Here is an 18997-nt window from a genome sequence, read left to right as displayed (position 1 = left end):
TGTTCCGGCCGGCCAGCGGCGGCCGGGGTGGCATACTGCGGGGCGTATGTCCGATTCGACTCAGCCCACCCCTGTTTCGTCTGATTCTGCCCGGCCCGGTGCCGCTGCTGTCCAACCGGCTGCCTCTCAGCCGCGCCGCCGCGTGCTGCTGCTGGCCGGCGGGCAGTCCGAGGAGCACGAGGTCAGCCTGTCCAGCGCCCGCTCGGTGCTGGCCGCGCTTCCCGCCGACCGCTATGACGTGACTGCGGTGGTCATTTCCAAGCAGGGCCGCTGGCTGCCCCCGGCCGAAACCGCGCAGGCTCTGGGCGCGGGCGTGGCCGAGTCGGGCGGCGCCCCCATGCTGCAGCAGGTGGCCGACGCTGCCGGCTACGACGTGGTGTTTCCGCTGCTGCACGGCCCAATGGGCGAAGACGGCACCGTGCAGGGCCTGCTGACCTTAGCGGGGCTGCCGTTTGTGGGCAGTGGCGTGCTGGGCAGCAGTGTGGGCATGGACAAGATCATGTCCAAGCTGGTGCTGGAAGCGGTGGGGATTCCGCAGGTGGCGTGGCGGCAGGCCAGCCGCGCCGAGTGGCAGCATGACCCGCAGGGCGTGCAGCGCCGCGCCGCCGAGCTGGGCTTTCCGCTGTTCGTCAAGCCGGCCAACATGGGCAGCAGCGTGGGCGTGAGCAAGGTTCATGACGCCGGCGAGCTGGAGGGCGCCCTAACCCTGGCTTTCCAGCACGACCGTCGGGTCATCATCGAAGCGGCCGCCGGCGCCAAGCCCCGCGAGGTGGAAGTGGGCATCCTGGGCAACGATGACCCCATTGCCAGCCCGGTGGGTGAACTGCGCTTCGACACCGACTTTTACGACTACGACACCAAATACACCGGGGGCCGCGCCGAGATGTTGATTCCGGCGCCGCTGCCTGAAGGGGTGCCGGAGCGGATTCAGGCGCTGGCGTTGCAGGCTTACCGCGCGCTGGACTGCGCCGGGCTGAGCCGGGTGGATTTCTTCTATGTGGAGGAAACCGGGGAACTGGTCCTCAACGAGATCAACACCATGCCCGGCTTTACCACCACGTCTATGTACCCTTCGCTGCTGGAGGCGTACGGCCTGAGCTACCCGGAACTGGTGGCCCGCCTGATTGAGCTGGCGCTGGAAAAGCGCTGACCTGCCCCGGAGGGGAGGAGAAGACCAGGGCCGGCCATTGCTGCGCCCTGTGACAGTCCTGCCAGCTTAACTGAGGCCATACTCAGTTATGGCGAGACCCAAGATCATCGAGACCGAGGACCTGGTGGCCGCCGCCCGCAGCGCCTTTCTGGAGCAGGGGGTGGGCGTCAGCACCGCTGAAATTGCGCGGCGGGCCGGGATTTCCGAGGGCACCCTCTTCAGCCGCTTTGCCACCAAAGAAGAGCTGTTCGAGGAAGCCATCGGCCTGAGCCGCTACGGGCGCTGGCGCTCTGAGCTGCTGGCACAGGTGGGGCGGGGCGAGGTGCGCCGTAACCTGGAACGCTGCGCCATGAGTTACCTGCAAGAAGCTCAGGACCTGCTCGACGCCCTGATGCTGGTCTTTTCGCGCGGGCACGCACCCGAGCATAACCCGCTGCTGGCCCGCCTGGGCAATCCGCTGGAGCAGGACACCGGCACCCTGGCCGGCTACCTGCGCGCCGAGCTGGAACTGGGCCGGCTGCGCCCGCTGGATACCGAACTGACTGCCCTGACCATTACCGGGGCCCTCAGTCAGTGGCTGCAGCAGGGGCGAATGCCGGCCTGCGGCGCCCCCCAGCCCGAGCGCGATCCGGGCCGCTTCGTGCGTGGCCTGTTCGACCTGCTGTGGCCCGGAATGGAACCTAAATGAGTCCTGACTTGAAAACCTGGCGTTCAGTCCACAGACTGGACACAGCCGCCCCCCGCCCCTCTTTCCCTGACGCAGGTGCCCTATGAACCGTTTTCGTTTGTCTTCCGTCTTGCTGCTGTCCGCGCTGCTGCCCGCCCTCGGCGGCTGCCGCCCTGCCGAACCCGCCGCCGAGCCGGCACCCCGGGTGGACGTATCTGCTCCCCCGCCCAAGGTGACGGCCCAGCCGGTGCAGGTGCTGGTGGCCGAGCGCGGCGCCCTGCGGGCCGAACGCCGGGTGACTGGCTCTGCCGAAGCCAGCCGCACCAGCAGTGTGGCGGCCCTGACCAGCGGCGCCCTGCTGGGCTACGACGTGGCCGAGGGCCAGAGCGTGGCGGCCGGCGGCGTGGTGGCCCGGCTGGACGACACCGACGCCCGCCAGGCCGTGCAGAACGCCCGCGCCCAGCTGGAACAGGCCCGCATCAGCGAGCAGAGCGCACGGCAAAGCCTCAGCGAGAATGCCGGGGCGCTGGAGGCAGCCGTGACGGCGGCGCAGTCCAGCCTTGACCTGTCGCAGCGGGAACTGCGGCGTGCCGAGGACGCTGGAGATGCCACCCCGGCCGCCCAGCTGGAAGCCGCCCGTGACCGGGTCACCCAGGCCCGCGCCGGGCTGGCCCAGGCTCAGGCGCAGCTGGCCGCCAACCGGGCTGGCACCGGCGGCACCGGCGCCAACCTGGAACTGCTGCGCTCGCAGGTGCAGTCGGCCCAGGCGGCTGTCACCCAGGCCGAAGACCGTCTGGGCCGCGCCCGCGTCACGGCGCCTTTTGCCGGCGTGGTGAGCAAGCAGCTGGTCCAACCAGGCGAATTTGCCGCCCAGGGCAGCCCGGTCTTCCGGCTAGTGGACGCCTCGGCGATCCGGGCGGCGTTCAGCGTGCCTCCGCAGGACGCCGCGCAGCTGTCTCCCGGCACCCGCATGAACCTGGGTTACGGCGGCACCAACTACGTGGCGGTGGTGGAAGGCGGCGAGCGGATTGCCGGCGAGGACCGGCAGGTACCACTGCGCGCCCGCATTCAGGGCGGCCGCGATATTCCGCTGGGGGCCAGCGTGCAGATTCGCTACCGCCTGGAACTGGCAGACGGCGTGCTGGTGCCCAGCCGCGCCATCAATGTCTCGGGTGCCGAGAACTACGTGTATGTGGCTGAAGGCGGCGTGGCCCGCCGGGTGCCGGTCACGGTGCAGGCGGAGAGCGACGGCCGGGTGGCGGTCAGCGGCCTGCCTGACGGTGCCCGGCTGATTTACCCGGTGCCCAGCTCACTGCGGGACGGCTCGAAAGTGCAGGTGCAGCCGGCTGCCAGGGCTGCTGCCGCTTCCGGCACCGCCACCGAAGGAGGAGACTCGTGAGCCAGCCGCAATCCGAATCCGGGGATAAGCCGCAGGCCAGCGCCCCGCTGCCGACCTCCGGCACGCCCGCGCCCGGGTACGACCGTTACGGCCGGCCCGACCCCTTTAAACCCCGCCCCCGGCCGCCTGCCCGACGGCTCGCCCGAACCATTGATTCACCCGGCGGTGCGCTTCAGCGTGCGCAACGTGGTGTTTTCTATCGGGATTTTCGTGGTGGTGGTGCTGCTGGGCCTGATCTCGGCCAGCCGTCTGGGCACCGACCTGCTGCCCAATTTCGAGGTGCCGGTGCTGGCGGTCAGCACCACTTACCCCGGTGCCAGCCCCGAACAGGTCAACCGCGAGGTCAGCACCCGGATCGAGAATGCCATCAGCACCGTGGCGGGCGTGACCGACGTGAACACCACTTCGGTCAGCAGCCAGTCGGCCGTGGTGATCACTTTTCAGGACGGGGTGGATATCGATTCGGCGGCCAACTCGGTGTCGCAGGCGGTCTCGGCCATCCGGGGCGCCCTGCCCGACGGCGCACAGGCTCCGGTGGTGCAGAAGTTCGACCCCAACGCTCAGCCGATTCTGACCCTGGCGCTGCTCTCGGGCGGCGTCGGCCCCGCCGAGGCGGCCCGCTACGCCGAAGACATTCTGGTGCCGCGCCTGCAACGCCTGCCGGGCGTGGCCGACGTGTCGGTGTCGGGTGGCCGCGAGCGGCGGGTGGAAGTGCTGCTGGACCCCGCCCGGATGAACACCTACAGCCTGAGCGCCGCGCAGGTGACCGGCGCCATCGGTGCCTCGGCGCTGGATATGCCGGCCGGCACCCTGGTGCAAGACGGCCAGGAAATCGCCTTTTCCACCCGCAACACGCCCGCCACCCTGCAGGACGTGGGCAACATCCTGGTGGATTCGTCGCGCGGCATTCAGATCAACGACATAGCCGACGTGCGCGACGCCAGCGAGGACGTCAGCAACCTCTCGCGGGTCAACCGGCAGCCGGCGGTGCTGCTGGATATCCGCAAGACCAGCGGCAGCAACTCGGTGGCGGTATCGAGCGCTGTGCGTGACGCCGTATCGGAGCAGGCCGCCGAGTTGCCGGCCGGCTACAGCCTGAGCGTGGCGACCGACACCACCGACATCACCCGTGCCACCGTGAACGATACCCTGCGCGAATTCCTGATTGCGGTGGCGGCGGTGGGCGTGATCGTGCTGCTGTTCCTAGGCCGGCTCAGCACCGTGTTTGCGGTGATTCTGGCGGTGCCTATCTCCATCAGCGCGGCGCCGCTGGTCTACAGCCAGCTGGGCTTTACCTTCAACATCGTCTCGCTGCTGGCGATCATTGTGGCGATCGGGATCGTGGTAGATGACTCTATTGTGGTGGCTGAGAACGTGCAGCGCTACCGCGACCTGGGCTACGGCCGGCTCAAGTCGGTGCTGCTGGGCGGCTCGGAAGTGTTCTCGGCCGTCACGGCGGCCAGCTTCGCGCTGCTCTCGGTGCTGATTCCGCTGAGCCTGATGCCGGGGCTGCTGGGGCAGTTCTTCAGCCAGTTCGGGCTGGGGCTCTCAGCCGCCATCCTGATGAGCTGGCTGGAAAGTCTGCTGTTCTTGACGGTGCGGCTGGCCTACACCCGCGACCGTGAGCCGGTGAGCTGGGCCGGCCTGCCCGGTGTGCTGGCGCAGTTCCCGGCCATGCTGGGCCAGGCGCTGAGCGGCGTGCGGACCGGGCGCGGCCTGCTGGCGCTGCTGCTGGCCGGCGCCGCCACCTGGCTGCTGGCCGACTGGGCGGCGCTGCGGCAAGGCTACCGGCTGGAACCCTGGGGCCTGGCCCTGATCAGCCTGCTGGCCCCGCTGACCCTGGCCGTGTTCCGTTACGTTACGGCCGCTTTGCTGGGCCTGCTGGAAGCCCTGACCGGCACCCTGCACCGCGGCACCGAAGCGGTGGTCTCGGCGCTGGCCCGCGCTTACGCTCGCTCGGTGCGCTGGCTGCTGGACCGGCCCTGGGCAGCGGTGCTGGCCGCCGGGCTGTTCTTGCTGAGTGCCCCGCTGGCGCTGCGCAGCGTGGGCTTCAGCTTTGTGCCGAAAAGTGACTCGGGCCTGCTGACGGTGCAGGTGGAATTGCCGCGCGGCAGTTCGCTGGACGCCACCAACGCCCTGACCGCGCGGGTAGAAGACGCCCTGATCGCCAAGCCGGAAGTCAAGCTGGTGCAGGCCGACGTGGGCTCCGGCGGCCCGCTGGCCGGCGCCCGCTCCAACGAATCGAACATCACCGTGAACCTGTCGCCCAAAGAGGAGCGCCCCGGCGTGCAGGACCTGGTCGAGCGTTACCGCACCGAGCTGGCTCCGCTGGCGGCGGCCGTCCCCGGCGCCGAAGTGCGGGTGTCATCGGTGGAAGCTGGCCCGGCCGGCAGCAGTGACATCAGCCTGGCGCTGGCCGCGCCCAATCAGGCCCTGCTGCGCCAGCGGCACGAGAAGGTCATTCAGCTGCTGCGTGACGACCCCAACGTGGCCAGCGTGACCAGCAGCCTGAGCGACACCCGCCAGGAACGGGTCTTTGTGCCGGACCCGGCCCGTCTGAGCGGCACCGGCCTGACCGCCAACGACGTTGCGGGTGCCCTGCGCACCTACAACGAGGGCAGCGTGGCCGGACAGCTGCGCCAGGGCGACACCGGCGAGGACATCGTGGTGCGGCTGGACCCGGCTCGGGTGCCCACCGAGCAGGCCCTGCTGGGCCAGACCGTTTACGCGCCGGCCCTGCGGGCCAATGTGCCGCTGGCCTCGCTGGGCGAATTCCGGATCGGGGAAGCGCCGGCCACGCTCTCGCGGCTGAACAAGGCCTTTACCGCCACGCTAGATATTGATCTGGTGCCGGGCGGCCCCAATGCCTTCGCTTACGGCAAGCAGCTCACCGACAAGGTGACTGCTGCCGGCCTGCTGACCGACAACGTGACCCTGGGCAACGCCAGTGCGTTCGGCAGCGCGGGCCTCACCCAGGACCTGATTTTCTACGGTCCGGTGCTGGTCGCGCTGGCGGCGCTGCTCACCTATCTGGTGCTGGGCAGCCAGTTCAACTCGTTCCGCTACCCGCTGTACCTGCTGCTGCCGGTGCCCCTGGCGCTGGTGGGCGGGCTTTGGTCGCTGAATATCTTCCGCACCGACCTGGACGTCATCACCATGATCGGGATGGTGATTCTGCTGGGTCTGAGTACCAAGAACTCCATCCTGTATCTGGAATTCGTGACCGAACGCCTGCGCTCGCAGCCGCTGCGGGCCGCCCTGATCGAAGCGGCCGAACTGCGCTTCCGGCCCATCCTGATGACCACCCTGACGGTGCTGGTCATCAGCATCCCGCTGATTCTGGGCCAGGGCGACGGCGCCGAGTTCCGCCGTGGCCTGGGCATCGTGATTCTGGGCGGTATCGTGACCTCCACGCTGCTCACCTTCTATGTGGTGCCCAGCGTGTTCTACTTGGGTGAACGCGGCCGCCAGAATACCCCTCCGGCGCCGGATGAAGCCCTGCCCACGGCAGAACCCGCCCCGGCCCCGCTCTGATTCCGGGGCCCCGCCTCCCCCCCCGGCGGCGGGGCCAGAAAAGTTGGCCTTAAAGTTAGCCTTTCCTTGATGCTGCCAGCGGCGCCTGCACCTGTTCGGTGCGGCGCCGTTACACTGTGGGCATACTGCGTGGGGATCACCTGCCCCTGGCAGCAAACCAAACAAGACCACACAGGGCCGGGCCCGGGTGCCCGCGCCAAGGAGCAGACAGAACACTATGGAATGGAGAAATCTTCCCGGCAGCGGCGGCGGATTCGAGGATAGAGGGGGAGGCGGCGGTGGTGGCGGTGGCCTGGCCATCGGCGGCATCGGCGGCCTGCTCTTGATGCTGGTGGCGGCCTTTTTCGGCATTGACCCGCGCATCGTGGCCAACAGCGGCGTGGTGCAGCAGCAACCGGCCCAGACGCAGACTCAGGCTCAATCCGGCGGGCAGCGCGACGAACTGAGCGATTTTCTCGACAGCATCGCCAAAAGCACCAACCAGGTCTGGGGCGACATCTTCAGCAAGGCGGGCCAGCAGTACACTCAGCCCAAATTCGCACGCTTCATCGGCCGTACCCAGACCGGCTGCGGCACCGGCACCAGCGGCATGGGGCCGTTCTATTGCCCAGTAGACAGCACCGTGTACCTCGACCCCAGCTTCTTCAATGAGATGCAGCAGCAACTGGGCGGCGGCGGCGACTTCGCCTACTCCTACGTGATCGCGCACGAGGTGGGGCACCACGTCCAGAACGAACTGGGCATCGCCGATCAGGTGCAGCGCCAGCAGCAGCGGATGTCCGAAGCCCAGGCCAACCGCCTAAGCGTGCGCACCGAGCTGCAGGCCGACTGCTTTGCCGGTGTGTGGGGCAATCACGTCTCGGACCTGGCCAAGCTGAACCAGGGCGACGTGCGTGAAGCGGTAGACACTGCCTCTGCCATTGGGGACGACACCCTGCAGTCGCGTGGCCGTGGCTACGTGGAGCCGGATTCCTTTACTCACGGCACGTCCGAGCAGCGAGTCAAGTGGTTCATGCAGGGCTTCAAGAGTGGCAGCCCTGACCAGTGCGACACCTTTAACGTGGATTACCGTCAGCTCTGAGCTGCTCTTAAGCAGTCCTGCTCACAACACAAAAAAGCCCCCCGCTTCTTCCCTTGTGAGAGGAAAAGCGGGGGGCTTTTTTATAGGGTTGCAGCTTACGCAGGTTTACATTGCCGGCATTGGGCTGGGGATACCGGGCACCGAGTCAGGCATACCAGGCATCCCGGGGGTGTCGGGGTTGCTGGGGGCATCCGGCGTGGGCAGGCCGGGGGTGTCTGGGTTGGGGTGGTCCTGAACCGGGGTGGGATCGGTGTCCTGTCCGGGCATCCGCTCCGGGCGGGGCGAAGGCACATCGGTAGGTTCGTTGGCGGGGCTGGGGGGACGGTCGTAAGGGCCGGTCGCTTGTTGCAGAGTCATCAGAAAACCTCCATCTGGGAACGGCAAAAGGGGGGGCGTACCTTCAGCATGGCACGCCCCCCGGGCCCAAACGTGACCCGCCGCGCTTGCTCAGCGCTTTCTAAATGAAATGTGCCGCTTTGGCGCCTTGCCTGAGTGGCTGTCCCGTTCTCGCTTCAGTTTTCGGGGTCGTCCAGCACGTAGGCCAGCATCAGGCGGCCGGTCTGTTCCAGCGCCTGGGTGTGGGTCCGCTCATACGAGTGGCTGGCGTCCACGCCGGGGCCGATCAGGGCCACTGGGAAGTCACCACCGGCCCGCCACGCCGCCGTGCCGTCCGAGGCGTAGTAGGGGTAGATGTCCACCCTGAGGTCCACTCCGCTGCGGGCGGCCACCTGCCGCAGCCGGCTGCTCAGGGCGTGGTCGTAGGGGCCGCCGCTGTCGCCCACGCAGAGGGTGCAGTGGTGCTCGGAGCTGGTCTGACCTTCGCCTACAGCGGCCATGTCCACCGCAATCAGCTCGTCCGTGTGCGGCGGAATCCCAGTGGCGGCGCCGTGACCGACTTCCTCGTAAGTGGTCACGTGGAAAGCCACGCTGCGCACAGGCGGCTGCTGCACCAGCACCCGGGTCAGGGCCAGAAACAGCGCCACCGCCGCTTTGTTGTCGATGTGGCGTGACTTGAGGTAGCCCGAGGGCATCAGCCGAGGCCGGGCGTCCAGCGAGACGAAATCGCCCACTTCCACACCCAGCACCCGCGTTTCGCTGGCCGAAGCGGTCACCTCGTCCAGCCGCACTTCCATTACGCTGGCGTCGCGCTTCAGGTCGCGCAGCGCCGGGCCGTGCACGTGGCTGCTCTGCTTGGTGTTGACCACTGTGCCGGTCAGCACCCGGCCCAGCTGGGTGTGCACCTTTACGTCCTCGCCTTCGATGGTGGCCCAGTCGTAGCCGCCCAGCATGCTCAGGGCCAGCCGGCCCGAGGGCTTGATGGCCTTGACCATCGCGCCCAGGGTGTCCACATGCCCGCTGAAAGTGACGTGGCCTTCGCGGCGCCCGGCGATTTCCCAGCTGAGCGAGCCTTTGCGGTTGCGGGCGCTTGGCACGCCCATCGCGGCCAGCTCGGCCTCGATCAATTCCACGGCGGCGGCCGTGTAGCCGGTGGGGCTGGGAGTATCCAGCAGACGGATCAGCACGTCCAGGGTGTAGTCCAGGTCCAGCGCGGGCAGGTCTTGCGATTTAAGGGTATTCATGCGGGCTCCTGTGGGTCGAAAGGGAAAGGGGAGAGTGGAATCAAGGAAAGCTGGCGACCCGCTCCCAGCGGCAGTAGCTCAGGCGCCTTGGTCCAGCGGCAACACGTGCAGGGTCAGGCCGTACTGCGTCGCACTGTCCAGCACGGCGGTCAGTTCGGGGGCGTCCGGCACGGCCAGCACGTCCAGCTCGGTGACGCCCATCGCCTGCAGCTGCGCGGCCAGGGTCTGCCCGCCGATCAGTTCGCCGGAAAAAGGATCACGGCCGGACGCCCGCACCAGCAGGTCGCCGTCCTCGGCGCGGATGTCTGGGTGCAGCACCCAGTCCCGCGAGAAGGTGTCCGGGGTCTGCGGAAACAGCCCGCCGTCCCACTGCACCAGAATGACCGGCAGGCCCTGTTCGCGGGCCTGCTGGAGACGCTGCCTGAAGTGCCGCAGGCGGGGATGATCGCCGGCAGAAGTGTCGAAATGGTGCCGCTGTACCGTCACAAAAAGCGGCAGCCGTGAAACAGAAGTCATGACACTGATGATAATGGTCTGAGAAGGTCTCCGGTAGGAAATCTCTCACCTGCGCCGGGGCCACCCGGGGTCCCGGCTGCTTTCAGCGGTCTTTGCCCTCCGCTGCAGCCGGTGCCTGTGCCTTGATGGTGGCAATGCTGGCGCCGCTGTCCACGTACACGGTCTGCCCGGTCATGCCGGTGCTGAGGTCGCTCAGCAGGAACAGGCCCAGGTTGCCCACTTCCTCGGGGGTGGGGTTGCGGCCCAGGGGAGCCACTTCGGCGGCGCTGCCGTACAGGGTGGCGAATGCGGGAATTGAGCGAGCGGCGATGGTCCGCATCGGCCCGGCGCTGATGGTGTTCACCCGAATCTGGCGCTCGCCCAGTTCCACCGCCAGGTAGCGGGTGGCCGCTTCCAGCGCGGCCTTGGCGGCGCCCATCACGTTGTACTTGGGCACCACCCGCTGCGAAGCCTGGAAGGTGAGGCTCACGATGCTGCCGCCGTCGCGCAGCAGCGGCTCGGCGTGCCGGGCGGCGCTGACCAGGGTATAGGCGCTGACGTTCATGGCAGTGTTCCAGTCCTCGGCGGTGGTGTCCAGAAAGCGGCCTTCCATCGCGGCGCGCGGCGCGAAGCCGATAGCATGCACCAGAAAGTCCAGCTCCCCGAATTCGTCCTTGGCCCGCTGAAACAGCGCCGTCAGGTCTTCTTCGCTGGTGGCGTCACACTGCTGAATCCAGGTGCCGGGGCGGCCAGCGGTCAGCTTTTCCAGCTCGCCCTTGAGGCGCTCGCCCTGGTAGGAGAAGCCGACCTGGCAGCCCGCTTCCAGCAGCCGCTCGGCGATGGCCCAGCCCAGCGAGCGGGCGTTGGCTACGCCCATCACCAGGGCGCGCTTGTCTGACATATCAATGCTAAGACTCATGCAGAAAAGTCTAGAGCATACATTTTTTTGGACCGCATCCAATCTTTTGGCGCCTTTGCCACTTTGCTGGTTATGGCTGCGGGCTCTCCAGAGCTGGGGAGGGATGCAGAATAAAACCGGCGTCAGAGTACCGAGAGACTCCGGGCCGCATACTGCCGGGGTGTCAGGCCTTTCTCCTTCTTTGCCGCTGGCGCCCCTGCCATTGGTGCGCTGCCCCCTGATTGCGCTGCCGCACGGCTTTACCACCCGGCGCGGTGGGCTCTCCGGCGGGCCCTATACGGGGCTGAACCTGGACGACCGGCAGGATGACCCGGCGACCGTGACCGAGAACCGCCGGCTGGCCGCTGCCGCGCTGGGCTACCGCCCGCATGAGGTGGCCCGGCTGGAGCAGGTTCACGGGCTGGACGTGCGGCCGGCCCGGGCCGGCGTGCAGACCGGCGACGCCCTGGTCACCGCTGACCCGGACCTGTTGCTCGCCATCGGCACCGCCGACTGCTACCCCATCCTGCTGGCCGATGAAGAAGCCGGCGTGATCGGCGCTGCGCACGCCGGCTGGCGCGGTACGACTGGGCGCATCGCCGCCCTGACTCTGGCCGCCATGACCCGGCTGGGTGCCCGCCCAGAGCGCACCCGCGCCGCCATCGGCGTGGGTATCTGCGCGGCGCAGTATCCGGTGGGGCAGGAGGTGGCGCAGGCTTTTCAGGCCGCCGGGCTGGGCGAGCACCTCGGTCCCGGGCGTCATCTTGACCTGGGCGCGACCAACCGCCAGATTCTGCTGGAAGCCGGGGTGGCTCCGCAGCACCTGTGGCAGGCCGGCGGGTGCAGCACCGACGCCCAGTTCTATTCTTATCGCCGCGACGCCGGGGTGACTGGGCGAATGTGGGGCATGATTGGCCTGCGTAGCGTGGCTCAGTTCATAGACCCCGCTGCCGGCTCCACTGAGCAGGACTCTTTTGAACAAAGCTATTCCGGACAGACACAGTCACTCTATGAAAGGCTGACCCCATGAGCCTGCTGAAACCGGACGATCTGATTCGTGGCGTGGCTGAAATCACGCCGGAATTTCTGGCGGTGCGTGGCCTGCGGGGTCTGCTGCTGGACCTGGACAATACTCTGGTGCCTTACCACTCCTATGACGATCACCCCGGCTCGGTGCGCTGGGTGCAGGAGATGAGCGGCGCAGGCATCCGGCTGGCCCTGCTCAGCAACGCCACCGCCCGCCGGGCCGAGGAATGGCGCGGCCGTCTGACCCTGGAAGGCGCTGGCATGGCCGGCAAGCCCAACCCGGCCGTTTTTCGCCGGGGCGCACGGAGGCTGGGGCTGCCCCCTCAGCAGGTGGGCATGGTGGGTGATCAGCTGTTTACCGACGTGCTGGGCGGCAATCTGGCCGGCCTCCACACCATTTTGGTCCATCCGCTGATTGACAATGCCCTGCCGCACACCCGCTTTGCCCGGATGCTGGAACGCTGGGTGCTGGCCCGCCACGGCCATGACTGGGGCCCACAGGTCTGGCAGCTGGTGGAGGAAAGCAGTGAGGGGAAGCACGGCACGCTGAATCACGCCTTACAGGAACCACCGCAGGCCGCCGCAGGCGCGCCCGCTGAACGCCGCGCTCCGGCCGGGCGCGGGCAGGAGGACATATGACACTCTCTATTGCAGACCGTAAACTGGGCGCTGTCCTGCTGGACGGCGGCTATATCAGTGACGACGACTTACAGCGCATGCTGGTGCGCCACGCCGAGGTCGGCGGGCGCTTGGCCGACGTGATGATTGATTCGGGCGTGGTGGGCGAAAAGCGTCTGGCCCATGCCATCGAGACCAGCCTGGGCATTCCGGTGGTGGACCTGATGACGGTTGAGCCTGAGCCGGAAGCGTTGGCCGCCTTGCCGGGCCAGCAGGCTCAGAACGCCGGCGCGCTGCCGTTCGCGCTGGAAGGGGACCTGCTCAAAGTCGCCATGATCGATCCTCTCTCGACCATCACGGTCGAGGTGCTGGAAGACGAGACCGGCTACGACATCGAGCCGTATCAGGCCATGCGGTCCGCGCTCAATTGGCGAATTGCCCTGCACTACCCCGAGCTGGGGCTGGAGCCGCAGCGCCCTGATCAGGCGCCGGCCGGCCAGGAACGGCTGGGCGATTATCTGGTGCGCAGCGCCCTGATCACGCCTCAGCAGCTGGAAAATGGCCTGAAGTTTCAGGAGCGGACCGGCGAGCCGCTGGGGCAAGTGCTGGTGGGACAGGGCGCCCTGAGCGAGGAACAGCTTTACCGCTCGCTGGCCGATCAGCACGGGCTGGAGTTCCTGGCTGATCTCAGCGGTATGACGGTGCCGGAACGGGTGCTGGACGTACTCTCGCGTTCCGACGCGGTGCGTTATGGTGCCCTGCCGCTCAGCCAGCAGCCGGAAGGGTACGAAATCGTCACCTACGACCCGCGGCACCTGGAGCAGGTTCAGGCGCTGGTCGGGTCGCCGGTGCGGTTCCTGATGAGCCTGCCTGGTCAGGTAGAAAAAGCCATCGAGAACTTTTACCCGGCTCCGGCCCCAGCTCCCTTCCGCGACGAGATGCAGTCGATCTATGCCCAGAGCGCCGGGCAGGCCAAGTCGCTGTCCGATGTGATCATGGAAATGGGCTTTGCCGACTCTGGCGATATCGAAGCGGCCATGCAGCAGCAGCAGCAGGGCGGCGGCCGGCTGGAAGATACCCTGGTGCAAAGCGGCAAGCTGAGCCCCGAGATGCTGGCGCAGTCGCTGGCGACCCAGCTGGGCTACGAATTTATTGACCCGGCCCGGAACCCCCCCGACAGCGGGGTCTCGATGATGGTGCCGGAAGCCACCGCCCGGCGCTATACCGTGGCGCCGGTGCGGCTGGAAGGCGAAGCATTGGTGGTCGCCATGAAAGATCCCCGCAACGTCTTTGCGCTGGATGACCTACGGCTGATCACCGGCCGCGAGATCACCCCCGCCGTGATGGTGGAAAAGGAAATCACCCGCCTGATCGAGAAATACTTCGGTTCCAAGGACATGGCCGAGCTGAACCAGCGCCTGCTGGAAGAAAGCCGCGAGCGCCAGAAGTTGCAGGAATCGTCACAGGAAGTGGATACCGCCCTGGACGACAATGCAGTGGTCCGCACGGTGGAAAACCTGATCCGGGAAGCGGTCTTGCAGGACGTCAGCGACATTCACATCGAACCCACCGAAACCGAGGTGCTGGTGCGCTACCGCATTGACGGTGCGCTGCGCCAGCACGCCGCACTGCCCAAAGGCTCGGCGCAGGCGCTGCTGGCCCGCATCAAGATCATGGGCGGGCTGGACATCGCCGAGCGGCGGGTGCCGCAGGACGGCCGCGTGCGCTTCCGTAAGGGCGCCATCGACATTGACCTGCGTCTGTCCACCCTGCCTACCGTTTACGGCGAGAAAGCCGTAATGCGTCTGCTGCAGAAAGCCGAAAACATCCCCGAAGTGGAGCAACTGGGCTTTTCCGACCACAATTTCCGCCGCTATATGGAAGTGATCGACAAGCCCAACGGCATCTTTCTGGTCACTGGCCCGACCGGCTCGGGCAAGTCGTTCACCAGTTTCTCCACGCTCAAGCGCATCGCCAAGCCGGAGAAGAACACCACCACCATCGAGGACCCGGTGGAATACGAGATTCCTGGCATCATGCAGAGCCAGGTGAACAACGCCGCCGGCATGACCTTCGCCCGGGCGCTGCGGGCGTTCCTGCGCCAGGACCCCGACATCATCTTCGTGGGGGAAATCCGTGACGGCGAAACGGCCAAGATCGCCACCGAAGCGGCGCTGACCGGGCACCTGGTGCTGGCGACCCTGCACACCAACGACGCCGCCGGCGCCATCGTGCGCCTGGAAGAAATGGGCGTGGAGCTGTTTAACATCGGCGCCGCCGTGATCGGGGTGCTGGCCCAGCGACTGGTGCGGCGGGTGTGCAAGGACTGCGCCCAGCCCACCACCGCCGACCCGGAAGTGCTGCGCCGGCTGGGCCTCAGCGAAGCGGATATTCAGGGCGCCCAGCTGATGAAAGGGGCCGGCTGCCCCCGCTGCGGCGGCACCGGCTACAAGGGCCGCACCGGCATTCACGAGCTGATGGTCATCGACGACACCATCCGCCGCGCCATCAATGCCGGCAAGACCGCCACCGACATCAAAGACATCGCCATTGACGAAGGGGAGATGTGGACCCTGCGCACAGACGGTATTCACAAGGCGCTGCAGGGCATCACCACCCTGGAAGAAGTGCTGGCAGTGACCAGCAACTGACGCCTGACTGGTCCTTTCCGTATTTCTTTGATTCCCCGCTCACAAGGAGACTGCTGCCATGACCCAGATTGCCCCTGACATTACTGACATCCTGAAATACGCCGCCGAGAGCGACGCGTCCGACGTGATTCTGACTGTAGGTCTGCCTCCGCAGTTCAAACTGCAGGGCCGCTATGAATCCAAGGACGAAGACGCCGTGCTCAAGCCGGTGGATACCCGCCGGCTGATGTATTCGATGATGAACGAAAAACAGCAGCGCACCTTTGAAGAGCGCCGCGAGCTGGACTTCTCGTTTGCGCTGGGTGACAAGGCCCGCTTCCGTGTGAACGCCTTTATGCAGCGCGGCAATGTGGGCGGCGTGATGCGTCTGATTCCTACCAAGGTTCGCTCGGTGCAGGAGATGGGGCTGCCGCAGAACGTCATCGACATCGCCAATGCGCCGCGCGGGTTGGTGCTGGTGACCGGCCCGACCGGCTCGGGGAAGAGCACTACCCTGGCCGCCATGATCGACCACATCAACGCCACCAAGCGCTTGCATATCGTGACCATCGAAGACCCGATCGAATTTATGCACGAGCACAAGCAGAGCATCATCAACCAGCGCGAGGTGCATGCCGACACCATGAGTTTCGAGAATGCTCTGCGCGCCTCGCTGCGTCAGGCCCCCGACGTGATTCTGGTGGGCGAAATGCGCGACTACGAAACCATCAAAGCCGCCGTGACCGCCGCCGAAACCGGGCACCTGGTGATGGGCACCCTGCACACCAACTCGGCGCCCGAGTCGATTGACCGCATCGTGGACGTGTTTCCCGAAGAGCAGCAGGAACAGATCCGGGTGCAGCTGGCCAACAACCTGGTGGCCATCATGACCCAGCAGTTGCTGCCGCGCGCCGACGGCAACGGCCGGGTGCTGGCCTATGAACTGCTGATTGCCAACCCGGCCATCCGCGCCTTGATCCGCGAGGGCAAGACCTACCAGATCGTCAGCTCGATGCAGACCGGCACCCGTGAGGGCATGGTCACCATGGACGCTTTCTTGGCACAGCTGTACCACCGCCGAGTGATCTCTTACGACGCCGGGCTGGAGCGGGCGGTCGACAGCAAGGAGTTTGCCCGGCTGGCTTCCGACAAGAGCGGCGACCTTGGCGGCAACATTCCGGCCGCCGGTTATGGCACCGCAGGCGGCGGCGCGGCAGCCGCACAGTCGGGCTATGGGCGGGGCAGCGCTGCGGGGGGTCCCGCTGGCGACCCCGGCAAGACCTACGGCCGCGGCTGAGACCCTGAGCGTTTAAGCGAAATAGAGTAAAACCCCGCCCCGAGAACGCATCTCTAGGGGCGGGGTTTTATTACTGACGATCAGGCTCAGGCGCCACTCAGGCGCCAGGTTGGGGGCGCTCGGGCTTGGGTGCGCTGACCGGGTCGGGGGTCAGGTCATCATTCTGCTCAGGCTTGGACAGCAGCAGCAGGCTCAGCACTTCACTGACCTTCTCGACCGAATGGACCTTCAGGTCGCCACGAATGCTTTCCGGCACGTCCTGCAGGTTGGGTTCGTTGTCTTTGGGGAAGATGACTTCGCGGATTCCGCCCTGGTGCGCGGCCAGCAGCTTTTCCTTCAGGCCGCCGATCGGCAGTACCCGGCCGCGCAGGCTGATTTCGCCGGTCATGGCCACGTCCATCCGCACCGGGCGTCCGGTCACGGCACTGATGATGGCGGTCGCGATGGTGATGCCGGCGCTGGGGCCGTCCTTGGGGGTGGCGCCGTCCGGGAAGTGGACGTGCAGGTCCATGTTCTTGTGGAAGTCGGGGTCAGCGCCGTATTCGGCGGCGTGGGCGCGCAGATAGGCAATGGCAGCAGCCACGCTTTCCTTCATCACGTCACCCAGCGAGCCGGTCATGTTGACCTTGCCGCTGCCCGGAGTGGCCAGCGCTTCGACCAGCAGCATGGTACCGCCCACGCTGGTCCAGGCCAGGCCCTGCGCCACGCCCACCTGGGGTTCCTTTTCCATCTTTTCGGGGTGGTGCAGCGCCACACCCAGGTAGTCGGGAATCTGCGGCGCGTCGATCACTCGCACGCCTTCCCAGGGGTGTTCCAGCAGCTCGCGGGCGGCCTTACGGGCCAGCTTGCTGATCTGGCGGTCCAGGTTCCGCACGCCGCTTTCGGCGGTGTATTCCTCCACCATGCGGTTCAGCGCGGCGTCGGTGATTTCCAGCCGGCCTTCGAGGCCGTGCGCCTTGATCTGCCGCGGCACCCGGTAGCGCTTGGCGATTTCCACCTTTTCCTGCTGGGTGTAGCCGGGAATCTGAATGACTTCCATGCGGTCCAGCAGCGGCCGGGGAATGGTCTGCAGGCTGTTGGCGGTGGTGATAAACATCACCTGCGAGAGGTCGTAGGGCACTTCCAGGTAGTGGTCCTGGAAAGTGTGATTCTGCTCGGGGTCCAGCACTTCCAGCATGGCGCTGGAAGGGTCACCGCGCCAGTCGCTGGACATCTTGTCGATTTCGTCCAGCAGGACGACGGGGTTCACCACACCGGCCTGCTTCATGCCCTGAATGATGCGGCCCGGCATCGAGCCGATGTAGGTGCGGCGGTGGCCGCGCACTTCGGCCTCGTCACGCATGCCGCCCAGTGCCATCCGCACGAACTTGCGGTTGAGGCTGCGGGCAATACTCTTGCCCAGCGAGGTCTTACCAACCCCGGGAGGGCCGACCAGGCACAGAATTGGGGCGCGCAGCTCGGCATCGTCGGTGCGTTCCTCGGCGGTACGTTCCTGGCGCTGCTCCTCGGTTTCGCCTTCCTTGTGGGTCAGCTGCCGCACGGCCAGGAATTCCAGAATGCGGTCTTTCACGTCGCCCAGGGCGTAGTGATCGGCATTCAGGATGTCCTCGGTGCGCGAGATGTCCAGGATTTCCTCGTCGCGCTGGCTCCAGGGCAGGTCCAGCAGCCATTCCACGTAGTTGCGGACCACGGTGCTTTCGGGGCTGCCTCCAGGCGTGCGTTCCAGGCGCTGAATTTCCTTGAGGGCCTTGTCCTTGACGCTCTGGGGCATACCGGCTGCTTCCAGCCGTTCCTTGAGCGCTTCGGCCTCGGCAGGGCCGTCTTCGCCGCCACCCAGCTCCTGACCGATGGCCTTCATCTGTTCGCGCAGGTAGTATTCGCGCTGGTTGGCGTCCATCTGCTCCTTGATGCGCCCAGCGATCTTCTTGTCGAGATTGAAGCGTTCCAGGTCACGGGTCAGGAAGCCCAGCACTTTTTCCAGGCGGGGGCGCAGTTCGGGCTCGGCCAACACAGCCTGCTTGTCTTCCACTTCCCAGGTGGCGTGATGGGTCACGCTATCGGCCAGCAGGCCGGCGTCGCTGAGGGCCTTCAGGTTTTCCAGCTGGTAGTTGTCCAGGCGCAGGCTCTTATTCTGGCGCTGGTATTCCTCAAAGCTGGACTTGATTTCGCTGACCAGTACGTCCAGCACCCGGGCCGCTTCGGCGTCGGGGGTGGCAATCTGGAAGGTTTCGGCCCGCACCCGCATGTAGGTGCTGGGCACTTCGTCCAGCACCCGGGCGCGCTCCTGCGCTTCAACCAGCACCTGATAGGTGTTGTCGGGCATCCGCACCACCTGCTTGACCACGCCCAGCACGCCAGTATCGAATAGCTCGGCGGCGGTGGGGTCGTCGGTGCGGGCTTCGCGCTGGGTCAGCAGCAGCACGCGGCGGTCGGCGGCCTGCGCTTCGTCCACGGCACGCTTGGACTTGGGCCGACCCACGTCCACATTCATGGTCATGCCCGGTATCAGGACGATATTTCTTAGTGCAACTACGGGAAGTTCCCAGATCATTCGGTGCTCCTTTGCGGAGAAGGTGGTAAAGGGAGAGATTCGGGGGCAGCCGGTATAGCGCGGCACCCCAC

The 18997-nt window shown here is 66.6% G+C and carries 13 protein-coding genes and 1 pseudogene; 9 read left to right on the top strand and 5 right to left on the bottom strand.

Annotated elements, in window-relative coordinates; all coding sequences use genetic code 11:
• The first annotated feature begins 46 nt into the window (after positions 1-46).
• The 5 genes from OCI36_RS05985 to OCI36_RS05965 all read left to right on the top strand — a co-directional run bounded on the left by OCI36_RS05985 (position 47) and on the right by OCI36_RS05965 (position 7831).
• The gene (locus OCI36_RS05985; RefSeq protein WP_261664170.1) at positions 47-1150 is read left to right on the top strand and encodes a D-alanine--D-alanine ligase family protein; all 1104 of its coding nucleotides are present in this window, start codon (positions 47-49) and stop codon (positions 1148-1150) included.
• An 88-nt stretch (positions 1151-1238) separates the two neighbouring features.
• Positions 1239-1838, top strand: a complete 600-nt coding sequence (locus tag OCI36_RS05980) for a TetR/AcrR family transcriptional regulator (RefSeq protein WP_261664169.1) — start codon at positions 1239-1241, stop codon at positions 1836-1838.
• An 82-nt stretch (positions 1839-1920) separates the two neighbouring features.
• Complete coding sequence (locus tag OCI36_RS05975; protein ID WP_261664168.1) at positions 1921-3216, top strand: efflux RND transporter periplasmic adaptor subunit; 1296 nt, start codon at positions 1921-1923, stop codon at positions 3214-3216.
• A gap of 150 nt (positions 3217-3366) precedes the next feature.
• Positions 3367-6750 (top strand): efflux RND transporter permease subunit, encoded by a 3384-nt coding sequence (locus tag OCI36_RS05970; protein ID WP_261664167.1) that lies wholly within the window; start codon positions 3367-3369, stop codon positions 6748-6750.
• 217 nt (positions 6751-6967) lie between these two features.
• The gene (locus tag OCI36_RS05965; RefSeq protein WP_261664166.1) at positions 6968-7831 is read left to right on the top strand and encodes a neutral zinc metallopeptidase; all 864 of its coding nucleotides are present in this window, start codon (positions 6968-6970) and stop codon (positions 7829-7831) included.
• A 105-nt stretch (positions 7832-7936) separates the two neighbouring features.
• Here OCI36_RS05965 and OCI36_RS05960 read toward each other — a convergent pair whose 3' ends face one another.
• The 4 genes from OCI36_RS05960 to OCI36_RS05945 all read right to left on the bottom strand — a co-directional run bounded on the left by OCI36_RS05960 (position 7937) and on the right by OCI36_RS05945 (position 10825).
• On the bottom strand, positions 7937-8188 hold the full coding sequence (locus OCI36_RS05960) for a hypothetical protein (protein WP_261664165.1): 252 nt from the start codon (positions 8186-8188) through the stop codon (positions 7937-7939).
• A gap of 155 nt (positions 8189-8343) precedes the next feature.
• Positions 8344-9411 (bottom strand): M42 family metallopeptidase, encoded by a 1068-nt coding sequence (locus tag OCI36_RS05955; protein ID WP_261664164.1) that lies wholly within the window; start codon positions 9409-9411, stop codon positions 8344-8346.
• A 78-nt stretch (positions 9412-9489) separates the two neighbouring features.
• On the bottom strand, positions 9490-9927 hold the full coding sequence (locus OCI36_RS05950) for an isochorismatase (RefSeq protein WP_261664163.1): 438 nt from the start codon (positions 9925-9927) through the stop codon (positions 9490-9492).
• A gap of 82 nt (positions 9928-10009) precedes the next feature.
• A complete protein-coding gene (locus OCI36_RS05945; protein ID WP_261664162.1) occupies positions 10010-10825 on the bottom strand; it encodes an enoyl-ACP reductase in 816 nt (271 codons plus the stop codon).
• 160 nt (positions 10826-10985) lie between these two features.
• Between OCI36_RS05945 and OCI36_RS05940 the strand changes: the two genes are divergently transcribed.
• The 4 genes and pseudogenes from OCI36_RS05940 to OCI36_RS05925 all read left to right on the top strand — a co-directional run bounded on the left by OCI36_RS05940 (position 10986) and on the right by OCI36_RS05925 (position 16375).
• Complete coding sequence (locus tag OCI36_RS05940; protein ID WP_261664161.1) at positions 10986-11834, top strand: polyphenol oxidase family protein; 849 nt, start codon at positions 10986-10988, stop codon at positions 11832-11834.
• Positions 11831-12328 (top strand): annotated as a pseudogene (locus OCI36_RS05935) (YqeG family HAD IIIA-type phosphatase); the annotation flags it as partial. The gene OCI36_RS05940 and the pseudogene OCI36_RS05935, both read left to right, overlap by 4 nt.
• 137 nt (positions 12329-12465) lie before the next feature.
• Positions 12466-15099: a type II/IV secretion system protein gene (locus tag OCI36_RS05930; protein WP_261664160.1), complete on the top strand. Its 2634-nt coding sequence runs from the start codon at positions 12466-12468 to the stop codon at positions 15097-15099.
• Between the two features lie 58 nt (positions 15100-15157).
• Positions 15158-16375: a type IV pilus twitching motility protein PilT gene (locus OCI36_RS05925; RefSeq protein ID WP_261664159.1), complete on the top strand. Its 1218-nt coding sequence runs from the start codon at positions 15158-15160 to the stop codon at positions 16373-16375.
• A gap of 97 nt (positions 16376-16472) precedes the next feature.
• Here OCI36_RS05925 and lon read toward each other — a convergent pair whose 3' ends face one another.
• Positions 16473-18926, bottom strand: coding sequence for an endopeptidase La (gene lon, locus OCI36_RS05920; RefSeq protein WP_261664158.1), 2454 nt, complete (start codon positions 18924-18926; stop codon positions 16473-16475).
• Between the last annotated feature and the right edge of the window lie 71 nt (positions 18927-18997).

It is taken from the genome of Deinococcus sp. Marseille-Q6407, assembly GCF_946848805.1.
GTDB lineage: Bacteria > Deinococcota > Deinococci > Deinococcales > Deinococcaceae > Deinococcus.
The sequence above is the reverse complement of the archived record's forward strand: the minus strand, read 5'-3'. Positions and strand labels throughout refer to the sequence as shown.